General features: G+C 41.3%; 13 protein-coding genes and 3 tRNA genes. 3 read left to right on the forward strand and 13 right to left on the reverse strand.

Going from position 1 to position 15,366, the window contains the following annotated elements; translation table 11 throughout:
• Positions 1-44 precede the first annotated feature (44 nt).
• Positions 45-1,637 carry a M2 family metallopeptidase gene (locus AC3EBE_RS05865; protein WP_488594087.1) on the forward strand — a complete coding sequence of 531 codons (1,593 nt, stop codon included), beginning with the start codon at positions 45-47 and terminating at the stop codon, positions 1,635-1,637.
• A gap of 141 nt (positions 1,638-1,778) precedes the next feature.
• Here AC3EBE_RS05865 and AC3EBE_RS05870 read toward each other — a convergent pair whose 3' ends face one another.
• The gene (locus tag AC3EBE_RS05870; protein ID WP_488594088.1) at positions 1,779-2,345 is read right to left on the reverse strand and encodes a DJ-1/PfpI family protein; all 567 of its coding nucleotides are present in this window, start codon (positions 2,343-2,345) and stop codon (positions 1,779-1,781) included.
• Positions 2,346-2,783: 438 nt separating this feature from the next.
• On the opposite strand from AC3EBE_RS05870, the gene AC3EBE_RS05875 reads away from it, so the two are divergent.
• Complete coding sequence (locus AC3EBE_RS05875) at positions 2,784-3,647, forward strand: helix-turn-helix domain-containing protein (protein WP_488594089.1); 864 nt, start codon at positions 2,784-2,786, stop codon at positions 3,645-3,647.
• A gap of 52 nt (positions 3,648-3,699) precedes the next feature.
• A complete protein-coding gene (locus AC3EBE_RS05880) occupies positions 3,700-4,077 on the forward strand; it encodes a VOC family protein (RefSeq protein WP_488594090.1) in 378 nt (125 codons plus the stop codon).
• 91 nt (positions 4,078-4,168) lie between these two features.
• On the opposite strand, the gene rlmH is transcribed toward AC3EBE_RS05880, so the two are convergent.
• The 12 genes from rlmH to AC3EBE_RS05940 all read right to left on the reverse strand — a co-directional run bounded on the left by rlmH (position 4,169) and on the right by AC3EBE_RS05940 (position 14,844).
• The gene (rlmH, locus tag AC3EBE_RS05885) at positions 4,169-4,648 is read right to left on the reverse strand and encodes a 23S rRNA (pseudouridine(1915)-N(3))-methyltransferase RlmH (RefSeq protein ID WP_488594091.1); all 480 of its coding nucleotides are present in this window, start codon (positions 4,646-4,648) and stop codon (positions 4,169-4,171) included.
• 100 nt (positions 4,649-4,748) lie between these two features.
• Positions 4,749-4,910 carry a CxxH/CxxC protein gene (locus AC3EBE_RS05890; RefSeq protein ID WP_488594092.1) on the reverse strand — a complete coding sequence of 54 codons (162 nt, stop codon included), beginning with the start codon at positions 4,908-4,910 and terminating at the stop codon, positions 4,749-4,751.
• 133 nt (positions 4,911-5,043) lie between these two features.
• Positions 5,044-6,279, reverse strand: coding sequence for a S1C family serine protease (locus tag AC3EBE_RS05895; protein ID WP_488594093.1), 1,236 nt, complete (start codon positions 6,277-6,279; stop codon positions 5,044-5,046).
• 161 nt (positions 6,280-6,440) lie between these two features.
• Positions 6,441-7,235 (reverse strand): MBL fold metallo-hydrolase, encoded by a 795-nt coding sequence (locus tag AC3EBE_RS05900; RefSeq protein ID WP_488594094.1) that lies wholly within the window; start codon positions 7,233-7,235, stop codon positions 6,441-6,443.
• 5 nt (positions 7,236-7,240) lie between these two features.
• Positions 7,241-8,035 carry a two-component system regulatory protein YycI gene (locus AC3EBE_RS05905; RefSeq protein ID WP_488594095.1) on the reverse strand — a complete coding sequence of 265 codons (795 nt, stop codon included), beginning with the start codon at positions 8,033-8,035 and terminating at the stop codon, positions 7,241-7,243.
• Positions 8,022-9,335 carry a YycH family regulatory protein gene (locus tag AC3EBE_RS05910; RefSeq protein WP_488594096.1) on the reverse strand — a complete coding sequence of 438 codons (1,314 nt, stop codon included), beginning with the start codon at positions 9,333-9,335 and terminating at the stop codon, positions 8,022-8,024. Before AC3EBE_RS05910 ends, AC3EBE_RS05905 begins: the two co-directional genes overlap by 14 nt.
• On the reverse strand, positions 9,332-11,149 hold the full coding sequence (walK, locus tag AC3EBE_RS05915; protein WP_488594097.1) for a cell wall metabolism sensor histidine kinase WalK: 1,818 nt from the start codon (positions 11,147-11,149) through the stop codon (positions 9,332-9,334). Before walK ends, AC3EBE_RS05910 begins: the two co-directional genes overlap by 4 nt.
• A 9-nt stretch (positions 11,150-11,158) precedes the next feature.
• On the reverse strand, positions 11,159-11,869 hold the full coding sequence (gene yycF, locus AC3EBE_RS05920; RefSeq protein WP_488594098.1) for a response regulator YycF: 711 nt from the start codon (positions 11,867-11,869) through the stop codon (positions 11,159-11,161).
• A 677-nt stretch (positions 11,870-12,546) separates the two neighbouring features.
• A complete protein-coding gene (locus tag AC3EBE_RS05925; protein ID WP_488594099.1) occupies positions 12,547-14,019 on the reverse strand; it encodes a peptidoglycan DD-metalloendopeptidase family protein in 1,473 nt (490 codons plus the stop codon).
• Positions 14,020-14,412: 393 nt separating this feature from the next.
• A tRNA-Phe gene (locus tag AC3EBE_RS05930) sits at positions 14,413-14,485 on the reverse strand.
• 171 nt (positions 14,486-14,656) lie between these two features.
• Positions 14,657-14,728 (reverse strand) — tRNA-Glu (locus tag AC3EBE_RS05935).
• A 40-nt stretch (positions 14,729-14,768) separates the two neighbouring features.
• Positions 14,769-14,844, reverse strand: a tRNA-Lys gene (locus AC3EBE_RS05940).
• Between the last annotated feature and the right edge of the window lie 522 nt (positions 14,845-15,366).

Consider the following 15,366-nt stretch of genomic DNA (forward strand, 5'->3'; position numbering starts at 1 on the left):
CGTTACTATTATTGATGCTTAATTATAGAAAGGTAGTGATACATTTGGAAACACTTCAAACTTTTTTAAAAGATCTCAATGACCAGATGCAAGGATTATATAAAGATGGGTCACAAGCGAGCTGGATGACCCAAACAACTGGAGACCCAGAGTGGGCTGCTAAATTAAGTGAAGCTCAAACTCGGTACAATCTTCTATTCTCTTCAAAAGATACATACGAAAAAACAAAACAATTTTTAGCAACAGAAAACTTAACGGCGATTGAAAAACGTCAGCTTCAGCTTCTGCTAAGCGAAATGGAAGGTAACCAGCTTCCTGAAGAAGTGATTGCTGATTTGTCAAAACGTTCTTCTGAACTGAATTTATTGTTCAACACATACTCACCTGAAGTGGATGGCAAGAAGTATTCTGCCAATGATATTCGGGAGGTATTGGTTAATAGTGATGACCAGGAATTACGCAAAAAAGTATGGTTTGCCAGCAAGGAAGTTGGTAAAGCCGTTGAAAAAGACCTGCTTGAGCTGGTGAAAAAGCGCAATGAAGCTGCACGACTGCTTGGTTATGATAACCATCATCAGATGGGCTTTGCTCTTCAGGAACTTGACCGTGACGAGGTATTCGCTATTTTCAATGAACTTATTGCTCAATCAGATGATGCTTACCGCTTGATGAAAAAAGAACTAGATGAACGTTTAGCAGCTAGATTTGGCATCAATCCAGAGGATATACGCCCGTGGCATTATGTCGATCCCTTTTTCCAAGAGGCGCCGCCATCCGATTCAACCAATCTAGATCCTTTTTACCGAGGGAAAGATATTGTCCAAATCACAACAGATACGTTTAACTCAATGGGAATCGAAATTGATGACCTCTATGCAAAAAGCGATTTGTTCCCTAGGGAAAAGAAAAATCCAACAGCCTTTTGCACGGATATTGACCGCGAAGGAGATGTTCGTGTCCTATGCAACTTAGCGGAAGATGCCTATTGGATGGAAACGAACCTGCATGAATTTGGCCATGCGGCTTATTTCAAATATATAGACTCCAGCCTTCCATTCGGGCTGCGTACAGTAAGCCATACTTTAACAACCGAAGCGATTGCGATGTTATTTGGAAAAATGGGCAAAGACCCTCGCTGGTTAAAGCGCTTCTTACAGGTCGATGAAGCAACAGTGAATGGTCTTGCTCCTGAATTGGAGAAGTACCAACAGTTGCAAATGCTTATTTCAGCAAGATGGATTATTACCTTTGTATTTTTTGAAAAAGAACTGTACGAAAATCCCGATCAAGATCTGAACGCTTTATGGTGGAAAACAGTAAATGAAATTCAGCTAGTTACTCCCCCTGATGAAAGAGATAATCCGGATTGGGCAGCAAAAATTCATTTTACACTTGCACCTGTTTACTACCAAAATTATCTTCTTGGAGAATTAATGGCAGCACAGCTAGGACGTCATATTGAAACAAAGATTTCCCCTGAATTTTTCACAAAAGAAACGGGTGAAATGCTTATCAATCAATTCTTCAAACCAGCAGCCTTATATGACTGGAATGAAAAAATCAGCCGTGTTACGGGTGAAAAATTAAACCCTGCTCACTTTGTTGATATGTATTGCAAAACTCAGGTGAAAAGTTAAATTTGTAAAAAAAGGATAGCTTGGACTATATAGTCTAAGCTATCCTTTTCAAAATGCCGCCTTATCTTCAAGTTTTTTTGTCTCTATTTATGGTACGGTTCACTGCACCTGTTTAACCTGAGGTAATTACTTCTCTACTCCTTATGACATCCCCGGCACTTTAAAATATGCCAAAGAATTTTCTTCCTCAACAGGTACTAACCCTAAACTTTTCAAAACTTCTTCCGCAAATTCCACATAAGCTGAACCTGTCGCAGTTGTCACATTTTTATCCGTCATGACAATTCGATTTACCTTGTTTTCCCACAAAAAACCTGCTTTACTGTAATCCGTTTCATCTGGTGTCAAAGATGTAGTATAAGAGGTTTCATTTAATATACCGGCAGACGCTAAAAGGGCAGGGCCAGCACATATTGCTGCAATATAGATATTTGAGTGATGGAATTCCTTAATTAATCTCATAATCTTGTTATTTTCTAAAAGAACATATGGGTTCCCCCCTGGAATAATAAGGGCAGCATATTCTTGTGGGGCCACTTCATCAATATGCAAATGTGGGACAACCTGCAGTCCTCCGGAAGAAACTACAAATGGTTTCTTTTGATGCGAACAAGTAATAACCTTTACTCCATTCCCTTTAAGAACAGTATCCAAAATACTAATTTCAAATTCCGCATAATCATCATATAAAAAAATGAGTACTTTCATCCTCTTGCTCCAATCAAATATATTTAAATGCAAATAATTCATGTCCCTAGTATATTCAACTTATTTGCTACAAGGGATGAAAAGTTATTATTTGTTTTTGACTCCTTCCAAGGGTAATATTCAGTAAAACAAGTTCGACTTGCTTTTGAAAAATCCCTTCTTTTATCCAGAAAACATGCCATTTACATAAGATTGACCGTATTGAAGCCAATTAAACTTCTAGCTACGTACAATATTACTTGTTCCAGAAACCAACATTGTCAATGTATGGAACACTCCATTGATTGCATCACTATTAATGCTTATTTAAAAACCGCATCTATTTATGATACGGTTCATCCTAATTCATTGGTAAAATATTATGAACATACTAAAAATTCTATTATTATGTATAATAATAATATGGAAAAATAAGTTATCTATTATGGAGTTTGTATTATGACAAAAAATGAATCTAACAATTTCGTATTGCATGCAAAAAGTGAACAGTTTTACTGGGAAGGCAATGGTCAACTGTCCATTAAAACATTCTTTAATGGTAAAGCCCATTATAAAACTAACAAAGGATTTTTTGCTGTTGAAGAGAGTAGATACCTACTCCTCAATAAAGGTGCATACACAATTTCAATTGATGAACCTAAAGTTGTAGAATCCTTTTGTCTTTTCTTTAAAGATGGATTTGCAGAAGAAGTCCTTCATTCCTTAAAAGAAACAAATGATCGTCTTCTAAGCGATCCGTTTAAGGATACAAGTTCTATTGGCTTTTTTGAAAAAACCTATCATAAAAATAGTATCTTATCTTCTCAACTGGAAAATTTCATGCAGATATTACCTAGTCTTGATATTGATTCCGTTGGTTATGAGGAACAATTTCATACGATAATGTATTCCATTTTAAATGAACACTTAAATACATATACAGAAATAGAATCATTACATGCAATTCGCAATTCCACACGTGAGGAATTATATAGAAGAGTAAGTATAGCTCACGATTATATTAGATCTTATTTTAATCAACCAATAAAACTAGAAGAAGTTGCTAAAGTTGCATGTTTATCCTCTAACCATTTATTAAGAACTTACAATCAAATATACGGTAGAACACCACATCAGCATATTTCAGAATTTAGAATACAAAAAGCAAAGCAATTATTATCAAGTGTAGATAAAAATATGACTGATATAACCTTTGAACTTGGATTTCAAAACCCTGTGTCCTTTAGTAAAATGTTTAAACAGCATGTTGGTATATCTCCTATAGAATATCGCAAAAAGGTGATATTGGATAAGAAAAATTAGAGGAAATTATTTATGCTTATCTTGAATAGATATTTGAAAGGAGAAATGTATTATGGAAACAACAATGGTTCAAAAGGTGGGACAGATTGGTGTACCTGTAAAAGACTTGAATAGAGCATTAGACTTTTATAAAGAGAAAATAGGTCTCTCCCTTTTATTTAACACTGATAGTATGGCTTTCTTTGAATGTGATGGGTTGCGACTAATGTTATCACTACCAGAAAAAGGTGAATTCGCTCATTCAAGTTCAATTATTTATTTTCAAGTAACTAATATTAAAGATACTTATGAGCGCTTAGTAGATAAAGAAGTTATCTTTATTGACGAACCACATGTTGTAGCGAAAATGGGACAAACAGAAACATGGATGGTATTTTTTAAAGATACAGAAGATAATACTCATGCATTTATGAGTGAAGTACAAGTATAAGAAAACCAAAAGGAGGCCGTTTAAATAACCAACGGTCTCCTTCAATTTAAGAAATCTTTGTCCAGAGTTACTTCCACTCTCTGCTTAACCACTATTTGTGGTACGGTTCCCCCCGATTAATCCGAAAAGCCCGATATATCTGCTCAACCAAGATCAAACGCATCAACTGGTGCGGAAAAGTCATCTTCGAAAAGCTCAGCTGCTCGTCCGACCGCTTCAGAACTTCATCACTGAGGCCCAGAGATCCACCGATAACGAAGGCGACTTTGCTTTTTCCGTAGGTCGCCAGCTTATCGAGACTGTCAGCAAGTTCTTCGGATGACTTAAGCTTCCCATTTATCGCTAAGGCAATGACATAAGCGTCCGGATTAATTTTTGCAAGGATTCGTTCTCCTTCTTTTTGCTTTACCTGGACCATTTCTGTTTCGCTTAATTCCTCCGGTGCTTTTTCATCGGATACCTCAATCACATCGACTTTTGCATAGGCACCCATGCGCTTTAAATATTCCTCGATTCCCTGTTTCAGGTATTTTTCTTTCAACTTGCCAACCGTTACAATCGAGATATTCATACTCATCCCCACTTTACAAACAAATTACAAACAGTTTACAAACAAGATATCCACAAAAGTTATCCACATATTCACACCACAATCCACATTTAGTAGGCGATCATTCGTTCGCTACAATATATACAGCAGGTTGTCCACAGTATCCACAAGAAAACCCTGAGTTTTCCACAGATTCAAGCTTTGTCAGTTGTGGTGCAGTTTCATACTCATCCACCGCTTCATCAAGCGCCAATTCTACATGTTCGCTGCAGCAATACTTCATTTTATCCCATCCCTTCAACAGTTTTTATATTTTTATCATTAGCCAAAAGTCGTCATTTAAATTATCCACAGTCCATTTTAACATAAAAAAACAGGAAGCATTTGGCGCTTCCTGTTCGTCTATCCACAAGTACTTATAGTGTTTCCCCGCCAAGCCTCAAAGTTGTTTCCTGCAGCTTGCCATCGCGGTAAAACTTCACTTTCATTTCATCACCGACCTTCTTTTGATTATAAAGGTGCTTCCGCAGATCGACCGCATCACGGATTTTTTCTCCGTCCATTTCAACGATGACATCAAGCTCTTTCAAACCTGCTTTATCTGCTGCTGAGTTGGGCTGGACTCTTCTGATAGCCACACCTGAAGTCACATCTTTAGGAAGCTTCAAGGTATTTTGCTGATGATAAGCTGAAATTTCATTAACTGATGCCAGCTCTACCCCCATTACCGGCCGCTGGACTTTCCCTGTCTTTTCTAAATCATCAATGATTGGTGCTGCAGAGTTTATCGGAATGGAAAGCCCGATTCCTTCAACCGCATTTTGGGCGATTTTCATCGAGTTGATTCCAATGACCTGTCCTTCAATATTGATTAAGGCTCCGCCGCTGTTTCCAGGATTGATGGCAGCGTCTGTCTGCAGGACCTCAGCCTGCCAGTCAGGTGTTCCATCCTGATCGATATCCACTGGAATCGCACGTTCAGTACCGGAAATGATGCCCTGTGTTACCGATCCTGAAAAAGTCAGGCCAAGCGGGTTGCCAATTGCGATTACTGGCTCACCTGGCTTAAGCTTATCTGAATTGCCGAATTCAGCAACTACGTTAATTTTATCTGCAGGTACTTCAAGCACTGCAAGGTCGGTCCAAACATCACTTCCAAGCAGCTTCGCGGGAATTTTTGTTCCATCGCTCAGGCTAACCTCGAGTTGACTAGCATCTGCGACTACATGATGGTTTGTGACGATATAGGCTTTATCACCGGCTTTTTTATAAACAACGCCAGATCCTGTTCCGCCCGATTCCTGCGTCTGGCCCCAAAAGTTCGTGCTTTGCTGGATGTTTGTGATGCCGACAACGGCGTCCCCAGCTTTGTCGACCGCTTTGGTGATTCCTGAGTACACATCAATCGATACATTTCTGGTGGAAGTATTGTCTGTATCTTGAGAAGTGCCCTGGTCCTCATCTGTTACTGCAGTCTGGTTGTTAGGTTCAATTTTGTACGGAAGAATATCCATTTTAGATAAGGTAGGTATAGTGAAAATAACCAATAATGCCCCTATGACCGCCCCTAACAGGCTTGATAGAAAGCTGCCTCTTTTTCTGCCCCTTTCCGGTTTATACCGGCTTTGATGATCCTGATCATAATAACCCAATGTCAACCAATCCTTTCATTGAACAATTATCTGATACTAACCATTTATAAAAATTATTATACTACCAGTGTCTTCAAATACTAAATTTAAAGCCCGCAAATATGAAAAAGGAGTAAAGATCATCTTTAACAGATACCTTTACTCCTTTGTTCCTAAACATATTAAATCGCTGTCAATGCGGTAGGAGTCTTCGGATCTGTATCAAGCAAATCGAATTGTTCTCCTACAAGGATCCCGCGGCTCTGCAATGTCTGGCTGACGGACATCCTTGCAAGCTCCTTCATGTTGTTATCCAGGCTTAAGTGGGCGAGATAAATACGCTTTGTGTTATCCCCTGCGACTTCGCTCATCGCAACCGCAGCATCTTCATTACAAACATGTCCATAATCACTCAGGATGCGGCGCTTTACGCTCCATGGATAACGGCCCATTCTCAGCATCTGTACATCATGATTGCTTTCAAATACGTAGGCATCAGCATTGCTGATGATCCCTTTCATCCTGTCGCTGACATAACCTGTATCGGTGATCAGCACTAATTTCTTGCCTTCTTTATGGAACACATAAAACATTGGCTCCGCGGCGTCATGGGAAACGCCAAAAGATTCAATATCCAGGCCGCCAAATGACTTTACCGTTTCCATGCCGAAGGTGAATTTCTGGTCAAGCGGGACTTCCCCAATCAATCCGTCCATCGCCTTCCATGTCTTTTCATTTGCATAAATCGGCAGCTTATATTTACGGGCGACGATTCCTATGCCTTTTATATGATCGCTATGTTCATGCGTCACTAATATTCCAGAGAGGTCTTTCATATCCCGGCCAATTTGCTTGAATAAAGCCTCCATTTGCTTGCCGCTCAATCCGGCATCCACTAAAAAGGATTGGCCCTCCGTCTCCACATAGATCGCATTTCCCGTACTCCCGCTGGCGAGAACACTAAAATGCAATGTCATATCTCTCACTCCGTTGTTTTATTTTCACTGTCAGTCAGTGGAATAACACGACCCTCAAATGCATGCACAAAAAGGTTTTCCTTGCCATTCACAACCAGCCTCCAAGTCGGTGTAACCACATGGGAAGCAGTCAGCGAGACAAGCGTCGAATATCCCAGCTCAACCTTGGTAATTTCGCTCTTCGGCTTCAGAAGCCCCTTTTTATAAAGAGTTTCAATCGCTCTTAGCGGTGGCAAAAGCTCCTCTTCATCCGATAGCTCGTCAATGACCTCAAGATACGTCTGCTTATAAGAGGTCACTTCATTTTTATCATTGTAAAACAAAGTCAGTTTCGCGTTGCTGTTGTAATAGAATGTTTTTTTGTCATGCTGCTGGTAATAAGTAATGGTCCTTGCTTCGTCATTCTTGCTCCAATACTTATATTCCTCACCAGCAAAGATATTGAGTTTAACGAAAGTCGAAATTTCAGCAGGTTCGAACTTGCTGGAAAGCTTGACTGGCTTTTCCAGCTTGGCCTCAACCGATGTTCCATCTCCAAGGCTCACGGTCTGGCCCTTTATCTTTTCAAGGTCTTCATTCGAAAAGACCTTCGTCCTGACACTGATATATTGTTCCTTTTCATTGACCTCGGGCAGCTCTTTATACCGGATATTATCTTCCTTCAGCTTTTCTTCCAGTGACGCCTCTTTAATGATTTCATACTGGGCTGCATCCCGTGTATTCAGGAACTGATAAACCAGATAGATATCCAGGCAAAGGAATGTCAGAATAAAGATGGTTTTAATTCTACTCCAATCCATTCTTCGATTCCTCCTCCCAGCTCAGCTGGCGCCACTCCTGATCGTATTGATAAAACCAGCCCGGCTCCAGCAGGATCAAAGATTGACCTGGTCCCTGCGACATATAGTAACCTGGCATAAGATTCTGCATCAGATCTGGATTGAAATCCTTCTTGCGCTCTAAAAGCTTTAGGGCCGCATCACCGGATGGAAGCTTTGTAGTCTGCACATCAGGATTCAGCGGCAATTCCAGATGGAAGCCCGGCCGGATGTATCGGCTGATTTCCATCTGGGCCCATTGCTGATAGATTTCAGACATACCCATCTGATTGAAAACTGGGTAGCCTTCCTTGCTGTATAAGCGAAAGCGGACCTTTTGGTTAAAATCATCCTTGTAAACGTAACGGTATGCCTCTGTCCAGCCGCCATGGCTGTTGACAAATTCAATGCTTTTCTGCAGCACATTGGATGTGCCGATCACCGAATCGCGATCGCGAATCGGGTTCACATACACAATCATATTTGTCTGGTTATCAACGGTCATTTTGCTGGCATCATCGGTAAATTCCTCTCCAAAATCCGATACACTCCTCTGGACAAAGCTAGGATCCTTGAAAAGTGCTTCCTTGAACTTATCCGAATCGAGTGGATTTTGATAGTAAGTGTATTTCACCATATCAATTTCTTCTGAAGGCAGGTAAATCCACTTTATATCGGAAATATGATGCTGGAAATAAGGCGTCAATCTGCCAGCGGTTCGATAATAATCCTGAACGAATTGATTGATAAACGATGGATTAACATTGCTTTCATAGACCTGCTGGTTCTTTTTAGAATAAAAGTATATGACCCCTTCTTGCTTCTGCTGCGTTTCTGTTTTAATGATAATCCGGTCAAAATCGAATTTTGGCAGATTCTTTTCATCAATATTCAAGACTTTTTTATATAGCTCTATCGGTACTTCATCAGGGAAAATAATTTCCGTATGAGCATCCTCGACTATTTTTTCATTGAAATCAATGATTCGGCCAGCATATTTTTTAACGTCATAAAACTTCCATTTGGAAATCGTGTTGATCAATCGATCAATATGATCATTGCTGATTGCTCCATAGTGTTTTCCATCAACATGGTAGATGACCTGATGGGGCTTTACAATCTTCTTAATTTCCCTTTGAGTCGCGATGCTTACCTCGCCGACTGTCTTTGGATTTTCAATGTTTTCATAATTGGGCTGGTAAGTCCAAATATTCCAGGTTAAAATACCGCTAAGAATGACCAAAAAAGTTAATATTGCCGTCTTAATGTTTTCATAGGTCATGACCAATCATCCTCTGCACTCCGGTCATAAGGAAGGGTGAAATAGATGGTTGTCCCTTTCCCTTCCACGCTGTCCGCCCAAATTTTTCCCCCGTGGGCATTGACCATTTCCTTCGCGATGGCGAGGCCAAGGCCTGTCCCGCCCAATTTCCGCGTTCTCGCTTTGTCTACGCGATAGAAACGGTCGAATATCTTATCTAAATTATCTTTTGGTATCCCAACACCTTCATCAGAAATACTGATGGTAATCATGTCGTCCTCTTCCTTCGTCCGGAACGTGATGGTCCCGCCTTCAGGAGAATACTTCATGGCATTTGAAATAATATTATAAAGGACCTGTGTAATCTTATCCTCATCCACTTCTACAAATAGATCATCCTCAGGAATATCTCTGATGAACGTCACGTTCTGATTCTTCGACAGTTCAAAACGGTCGATGATCCGGTTGAAAAAGATCGGGAAATCCACCCATTCTTTTGATAGACGGTAGTCGACACTGTCCATTTTTGAAAGCTGGAGCAAATCGTTCACCAGCCGGATCATCCGCTCGGTTTCTGTACGAGTCGTTTCCAGGAAGTTTGGCGCAATTTCCTCATCTCTCCATGCTCCATCCGCCAGAGCTTCGAGATAGCTGCGCATCGTGGTCAGAGGCGTACGCAATTCATGGGAGACATTCGCCACAAATTCACGTCTCTCAATATCGATCTTTTCCTGTTCTGTCACATCATACAGAACCGTAATCAAACCATTAACAAAACCGCTTTCCTTTTGGATAACAGAAAAGTTGGCCCGAAGAATGAACGGCTTGCTCTTTGTGCTATAGTCGAGAACAATCGAATCTTTTTCCTGCAGTAGATCTTCAAACGTATAGTTTTCATCCAGTCCCAGCACAGATACGATTGGCTGGGATAGGACTGTTTCACGTGAAACACCCAGCATCTGGGCAGCCGGATCATTGATCAGGATGATTCGCCCTTTCCGGTCAGTGGAAATAACACCATCTGTCATATAGGAGATAACCGAAGAAAGCTTTCGCTTCTCCCCTTCTGTCGTTGCCTGGGCTTCCTGCAATTTCTTCGTCAGATTATTAAAGGTAATCGCCAGCTGGCCAATCTCATCGTACCCATAGACCTTAACCTTCCTGGAAAAATTGCCCCGTGCCATTGCCTGGGCTTGCTTGCGCATGTCCGATATCGGCCTGGTGATCGTCTGGGCAAGCAGGATGCCAAGAATCGCAGTGAACAGGAGGGCAATACCTGTGCCGGTAGCAAGGATTTTATTGATATCCTTCATCTGCGTGAAGATATTCTCGATTTTTGCAACCAGGTAGACAGCCCCAATGGCTTCATTGTTATGCATGATTGGGGTCGAGAGCACCCATACTCGGTTTTCCGATTGCCATCTGATGACATCTTCATCTTCTTCGAAGACAATTGACCGCTTAATTTTCAGGTCAGTTGTCCGTTGGCCAACGATTCCCTGGTTATCGCTGGTAGTGCCCAAAATTTTAAAGCTTCCCCCGTCTATAACCCTTATTTCGGAAATATCCGAGCTTCTATAATCCTTCAGGATATCCCTGATTGCCTCTTCCTTCGTCGGATCTTCTTTGCCCCGTTCCTTGATCAGTTCCTCCTGGATATCATATACAAGCAGGTCGACCCGGGATTTTACCGATTCCTGGTAATTCGTCACCAAGGTTGTCTCAAGTTTTCGGACAAAGTAAACACCGATGATTTGCATCGCAACCAAGATAAGCAGGACATAGATAATCACAAATTTAAGATGTATGGATCGAAAAAAACCTACTTTCCTCATTCCGTCTCCTTACTCCTGCTCGGAGTTTCTTAAATAGTAGCCGACTCCCCGTCTTGTCACGATCCATGTCGGATGGCTTGGGTTATCCTCAATTTTTTCACGAAGCCTTCTTACCGTAACATCGACAGTACGGACATCTCCGTAATAATCATAGCCCCAAACCGTCTGAAGGAGGTGCTCCCTCGTCATGACTTGTCCAATATGCTTGGCGAGATAATGAAGCAGCTCGAATTCACGGTGTGTCAATTCGATTGTCTCCCCCCGCTTTGACACAACATACGCATCCGGATGGATCGTAAGTGAACCTACTGCAATTTCATTTGACTCTTCTTCCTCGTCCGCCTGTACTGCAATTTGCTGATGGCGGCGCAGGTTTGCTTTAACCCTTGCAATCAACTCACGCGTGCTGAACGGCTTCGTCACATAATCATCGGCGCCTAGTTCAAGGCCCAATACTTTATCTATTTCAGAATCCTTTGCAGTCAGCATGATGATTGGCATTTCGTATTTCTTGCGCACCTCGCGGCATACTTCCATACCGTCACGCATCGGCAGCATGATGTCCAGCAAAATCAAGTCAGGCTGGACTTCCTCTACCATCTCAATTGCCTGGTTCCCATCATAAGCGCAATAAACGTCATAGCCTTCTTTTTTCAGATTGAACTGTAAAATATCTGCAATTGGTTTCTCATCATCCACAACCAAGATTTTTTTCTCCATACCAATTCTCCTTTTTAGACAAAAATAATATCTTATATCAATTGTTGTTTTTCTTTTTATTGCTCTGTTAATTAAGGCTGTTGATTTTCATTCTATGCGCTTCGCTTTCCGCGGGGCTGGGGCGCTTGAGCCTCCTCGTCACTTTCGCTCCTGTGGGGTCTCACCTTTCCCGCCGCGCGCCTTCCACTACAATCAACAGTAGTTAAAAACAATATTGGACTTTACAGATTCTTATATAAAAGTCCTATCTTATCTATTTTACTGTAAAACCGTGAAAAACTGAATTTATCTGTTATATAACTTCTATTCTTCTCCTCCCAATTGTACCAATCCTGCCCATTATAAGAAAATGTCTCGCTTCATCTCGGCTCCATTGTCTTTTAACAAAGTCTTTGGTCAAACAAGGCTGTTGATTTTCGTTCCTGGCGCTTCGCTTTCCTCGGGGCTGGCGCTGAGTCTCCTCGTCGCTTTGCTCCTGCGGGGTCCCACCTGTCCAGCTGCGCCCGCAGGATTTTGAATTGGCTTCCCCGAACTTGCCCATACACGATGGAAATGCGTTAGCATTTTCAGAGGAGTCTGCGCGCCTTCCACTACAATCATCAGGAGTTAATAAACAATACTAAGCTTTAACAGGGCCTTAATGAAAAAAGCCTCTAGTTCCCTAGAGACTTTGATTTTTAGAATATAGACATCGGGTTCAGCAAGCTGCCGTTCTTGTAAACTTCGAAGTGAAGATGAATTCCAGTAGAGTTGCCTGTCCTTCCCATCACACCGATTTTTGAACCGCCTGCTACTGTCTGCCCTGGCCTTACATTGAAGGATGCCAAGTGTGCATAGACAGTGCGGTAGCCATTTTGGTGGTCGATGACCACTTTATTGCCATAGCCGCCGTCATATCCAGCTGAGACCACTACGCCATTATCTGCCGCTTTGATTGTGTAGTTGCTAGGTCTGGCTATGTCGATTCCTTTATGCATCTTGCTCCAGCGATATCCTTGCTGGCTTGATACATAACCGCCGCTGGTCGGCCAAATGAATGAGCCATTTCCGCGGGATGGTACGACCTTCGTGCCTTTGACGATAATTTCTTTTACAGGCTTCTGAAGGACCACAGTTTTAACTGCTTGTTTCTTTACGATTTTTCCGTTTTGCTCTGATGTTACATAAATGACTCCATTGACACCCTTTTTGCCAGCTTGCTGTGTCTTCGTGTCGCCTTTGAACATTTTTGCGTTCTCAACGACTTCTTTTTGGTAATTAACATCTTCCTTCACATAAGCCTGACGGTCAACCACAACATGCAAGTACGGCTTCAACACAGTGACATTCAGCAGCTGCCCTGGTTTAAGCACAGATTTCTCATTAAGGCCCTGGTTCAAAGACAGTAATTGAGTCAGCTTTAAGTTATGGGAGCTGGCAATTCCACTCAGTACATCTCCATCTTTAACCTGATACTTTTGCTCTTCCAGTGTACCCTTTTTCAGAAGCTTGAGCGCTTCCTCTACAGTAAGAATCTTTGCAGGATCAATTTGTTCTGCTGACTGTGAAACATTCTTGCTAAAACGAACGTCTAATATACGAGTTTCGTTTTCTTTTACTTCGGGTATTGGAAGATTAGGAGACTTCTTTCTATTCTCCACTTCTGTCAGTTCTTCTTCAGTTATGTATTCAAGCATCAGCGATTTAAGCACTTTTTCAGCTTCTTCTGCATTCTTTAAATGAGCCACTGAATTGCCATCAATAACGATAGCCGCTGCTTCTGCCTTAACAGCCATCTGATCTTTGATGTTGTTCATTACATCTGTATGATCAGCACCTGAAGCTGATGAGAATACCTGTTCAGGAACGAACGCTACCTCGAGACCAAGGTCAACCTTAAGGTCTTTGTATTGGGCCTGAATAGCTTCACGCTTTTCTTCAATTACTTTTTCAATTTCTGTTTTATCGGCAACAGTTCCAGCAAATTTATCATTCACATATACATAATAGACAGTCGTCAGTTCAGATTCAGCAGCAAGCACAGCATTACCCGCACCGAAAGTCAACGCAGCAGCCATGGCAGCAGCTGTTATTGACATCTTGATTGCCGGCTTCATCCCTCTTGATGTTTTGCCCGCGAGATTGGACAGCTTCTGTTTTAAGTTCTTCATTCTGATCCCCCTACAATACGGTAAAACACAATAATTTAAAATCTAGTACTATATAACTAATTTCTGAAAATTGTACTTTTATACTTTACCATAAAATGTATCAAATAGAATACTAGTCTTCATTATGTAACAAAAATGTATAATAGCTGACATTAAATTACGAAATTTGTAAGCAATATGGTAACGCCTACTGGTATTTTTAGCATGTTTTTCTTTCGAAAATAAGCCAAAAACCCAGGTATAATAAGGCTATTCTCCTACTATTGATCGAAATTTGGTGGAGATTGCGATTTTATCCTATTGTAAAATGGAATAGATAGTAAATGGTCCGTTATATTACAGAAATATTACAAAAAAAAGGAGCATGTCATAATGACACGCTCCCTTTTTTAATGGCTCAGGACGGAATCGAACCGCCGACACAAGGATTTTCAGTCCTTTGCTCTACCGACTGAGCTACTGAGCCATAATAAGAATTGCACCCTAATCCAAGTGCAGTTTAAGTCCTTTGCTCGAATGACCTCTCGGTCCTTCTCGCATGTTGCCGCAGATGCTTAGTCGTGGAAGTGAGCAACATGCTCCACCGACTGAGCTACTGAGCCGTAATTAACATACGGTGTGAAGATATGTATGAAAGTGACCCCTACGGGATTCGAACCCGTGTTACCGCCGTGAAAGGGCGGTGTCTTAACCGCTTGACCAAGGGGCCAGAATATAGAAGGAAAGTTATTCTCACTATCATTAAAAACTGGTGAGCCATGAAGGACTCGAACCTTCGACCCTCTGATTAAAAGTCAGATGCTCTACCGACTGAGCTAATGGCTCATAAAAAGTGTAATCGTACTATTTATGGTTTACCCTATTCAGATTGGCAATTCGCATCTTGATGCTCGAAACACCTTCGGTCTTTCTCGCAAGTTGCCTCTGAAGTGAATCAATGATGTGAGCAACTTGCTCTACCGACTGAGCTAATGGCTCATAAAGAGTAATATTGATCATCTGCCCCTTTTAAAGAGTATGCAGATCTTATCGGTTTTTGTCGATTTGGTGACAACGTTGTTTATATTACCATAGCTTTTTATAGTTTGTATATGTTTTTTTGAAATTTTTTTGTTTTTTTATTTTCTGGCTCTGTTATAGGCCCATCTTATTAAAAGTCGGCTAAAGGACACTCAAGCGTTCATTCTCTTGCGCTGAATGTCTTATAGAGGCTAACTAAAGGACATTCAAGGGTTCACTCTCTTGCTGAATGTCATATAGAGGCGAGCACCGCTCCACTTGAAATCAGTAGACACTCAGACTGTTAAGAAGAGTCCCTTTTTCGCGGAAAGCGAAGCAACAGCCTCT

The sequence above is a fragment of the Mesobacillus sp. genome (genome assembly GCF_057785455.1).

What these genes read in the sequence shown, in the direction of transcription:
- AC3EBE_RS05910 (WP_488594096.1), bottom strand. Translation starts at nt 9,335, where the DNA reads ATGACCTATGAAAACATTAAGACGGCAATATTAACTTTTTTGGTCATT.
- rlmH (WP_488594091.1), bottom strand. Translation starts at nt 4,648, where the DNA reads ATGAATATCTCGATTGTAACGGTTGGCAAGTTGAAAGAAAAATACCTG.
- AC3EBE_RS05900 (WP_488594094.1), bottom strand. Translation starts at nt 7,235, where the DNA reads ATGACATTGCATTTTAGTGTTCTCGCCAGCGGGAGTACGGGAAATGCG.
- yycF (WP_488594098.1), bottom strand. Translation starts at nt 11,869, where the DNA reads ATGGAGAAAAAAATCTTGGTTGTGGATGATGAGAAACCAATTGCAGAT.
- AC3EBE_RS05925 (WP_488594099.1), bottom strand. Translation starts at nt 14,019, where the DNA reads ATGAAGAACTTAAAACAGAAGCTGTCCAATCTCGCGGGCAAAACATCA.
- AC3EBE_RS05875 (WP_488594089.1), top strand. Translation starts at nt 2,784, where the DNA reads ATGACAAAAAATGAATCTAACAATTTCGTATTGCATGCAAAAAGTGAA.
- AC3EBE_RS05905 (WP_488594095.1), bottom strand. Translation starts at nt 8,035, where the DNA reads ATGGATTGGAGTAGAATTAAAACCATCTTTATTCTGACATTCCTTTGC.
- AC3EBE_RS05890 (WP_488594092.1), bottom strand. Translation starts at nt 4,910, where the DNA reads ATGAAGTATTGCTGCAGCGAACATGTAGAATTGGCGCTTGATGAAGCG.
- AC3EBE_RS05880 (WP_488594090.1), top strand. Translation starts at nt 3,700, where the DNA reads ATGGAAACAACAATGGTTCAAAAGGTGGGACAGATTGGTGTACCTGTA.
- AC3EBE_RS05870 (WP_488594088.1), bottom strand. Translation starts at nt 2,345, where the DNA reads ATGAAAGTACTCATTTTTTTATATGATGATTATGCGGAATTTGAAATT.
- walK (WP_488594097.1), bottom strand. Translation starts at nt 11,149, where the DNA reads ATGAGGAAAGTAGGTTTTTTTCGATCCATACATCTTAAATTTGTGATT.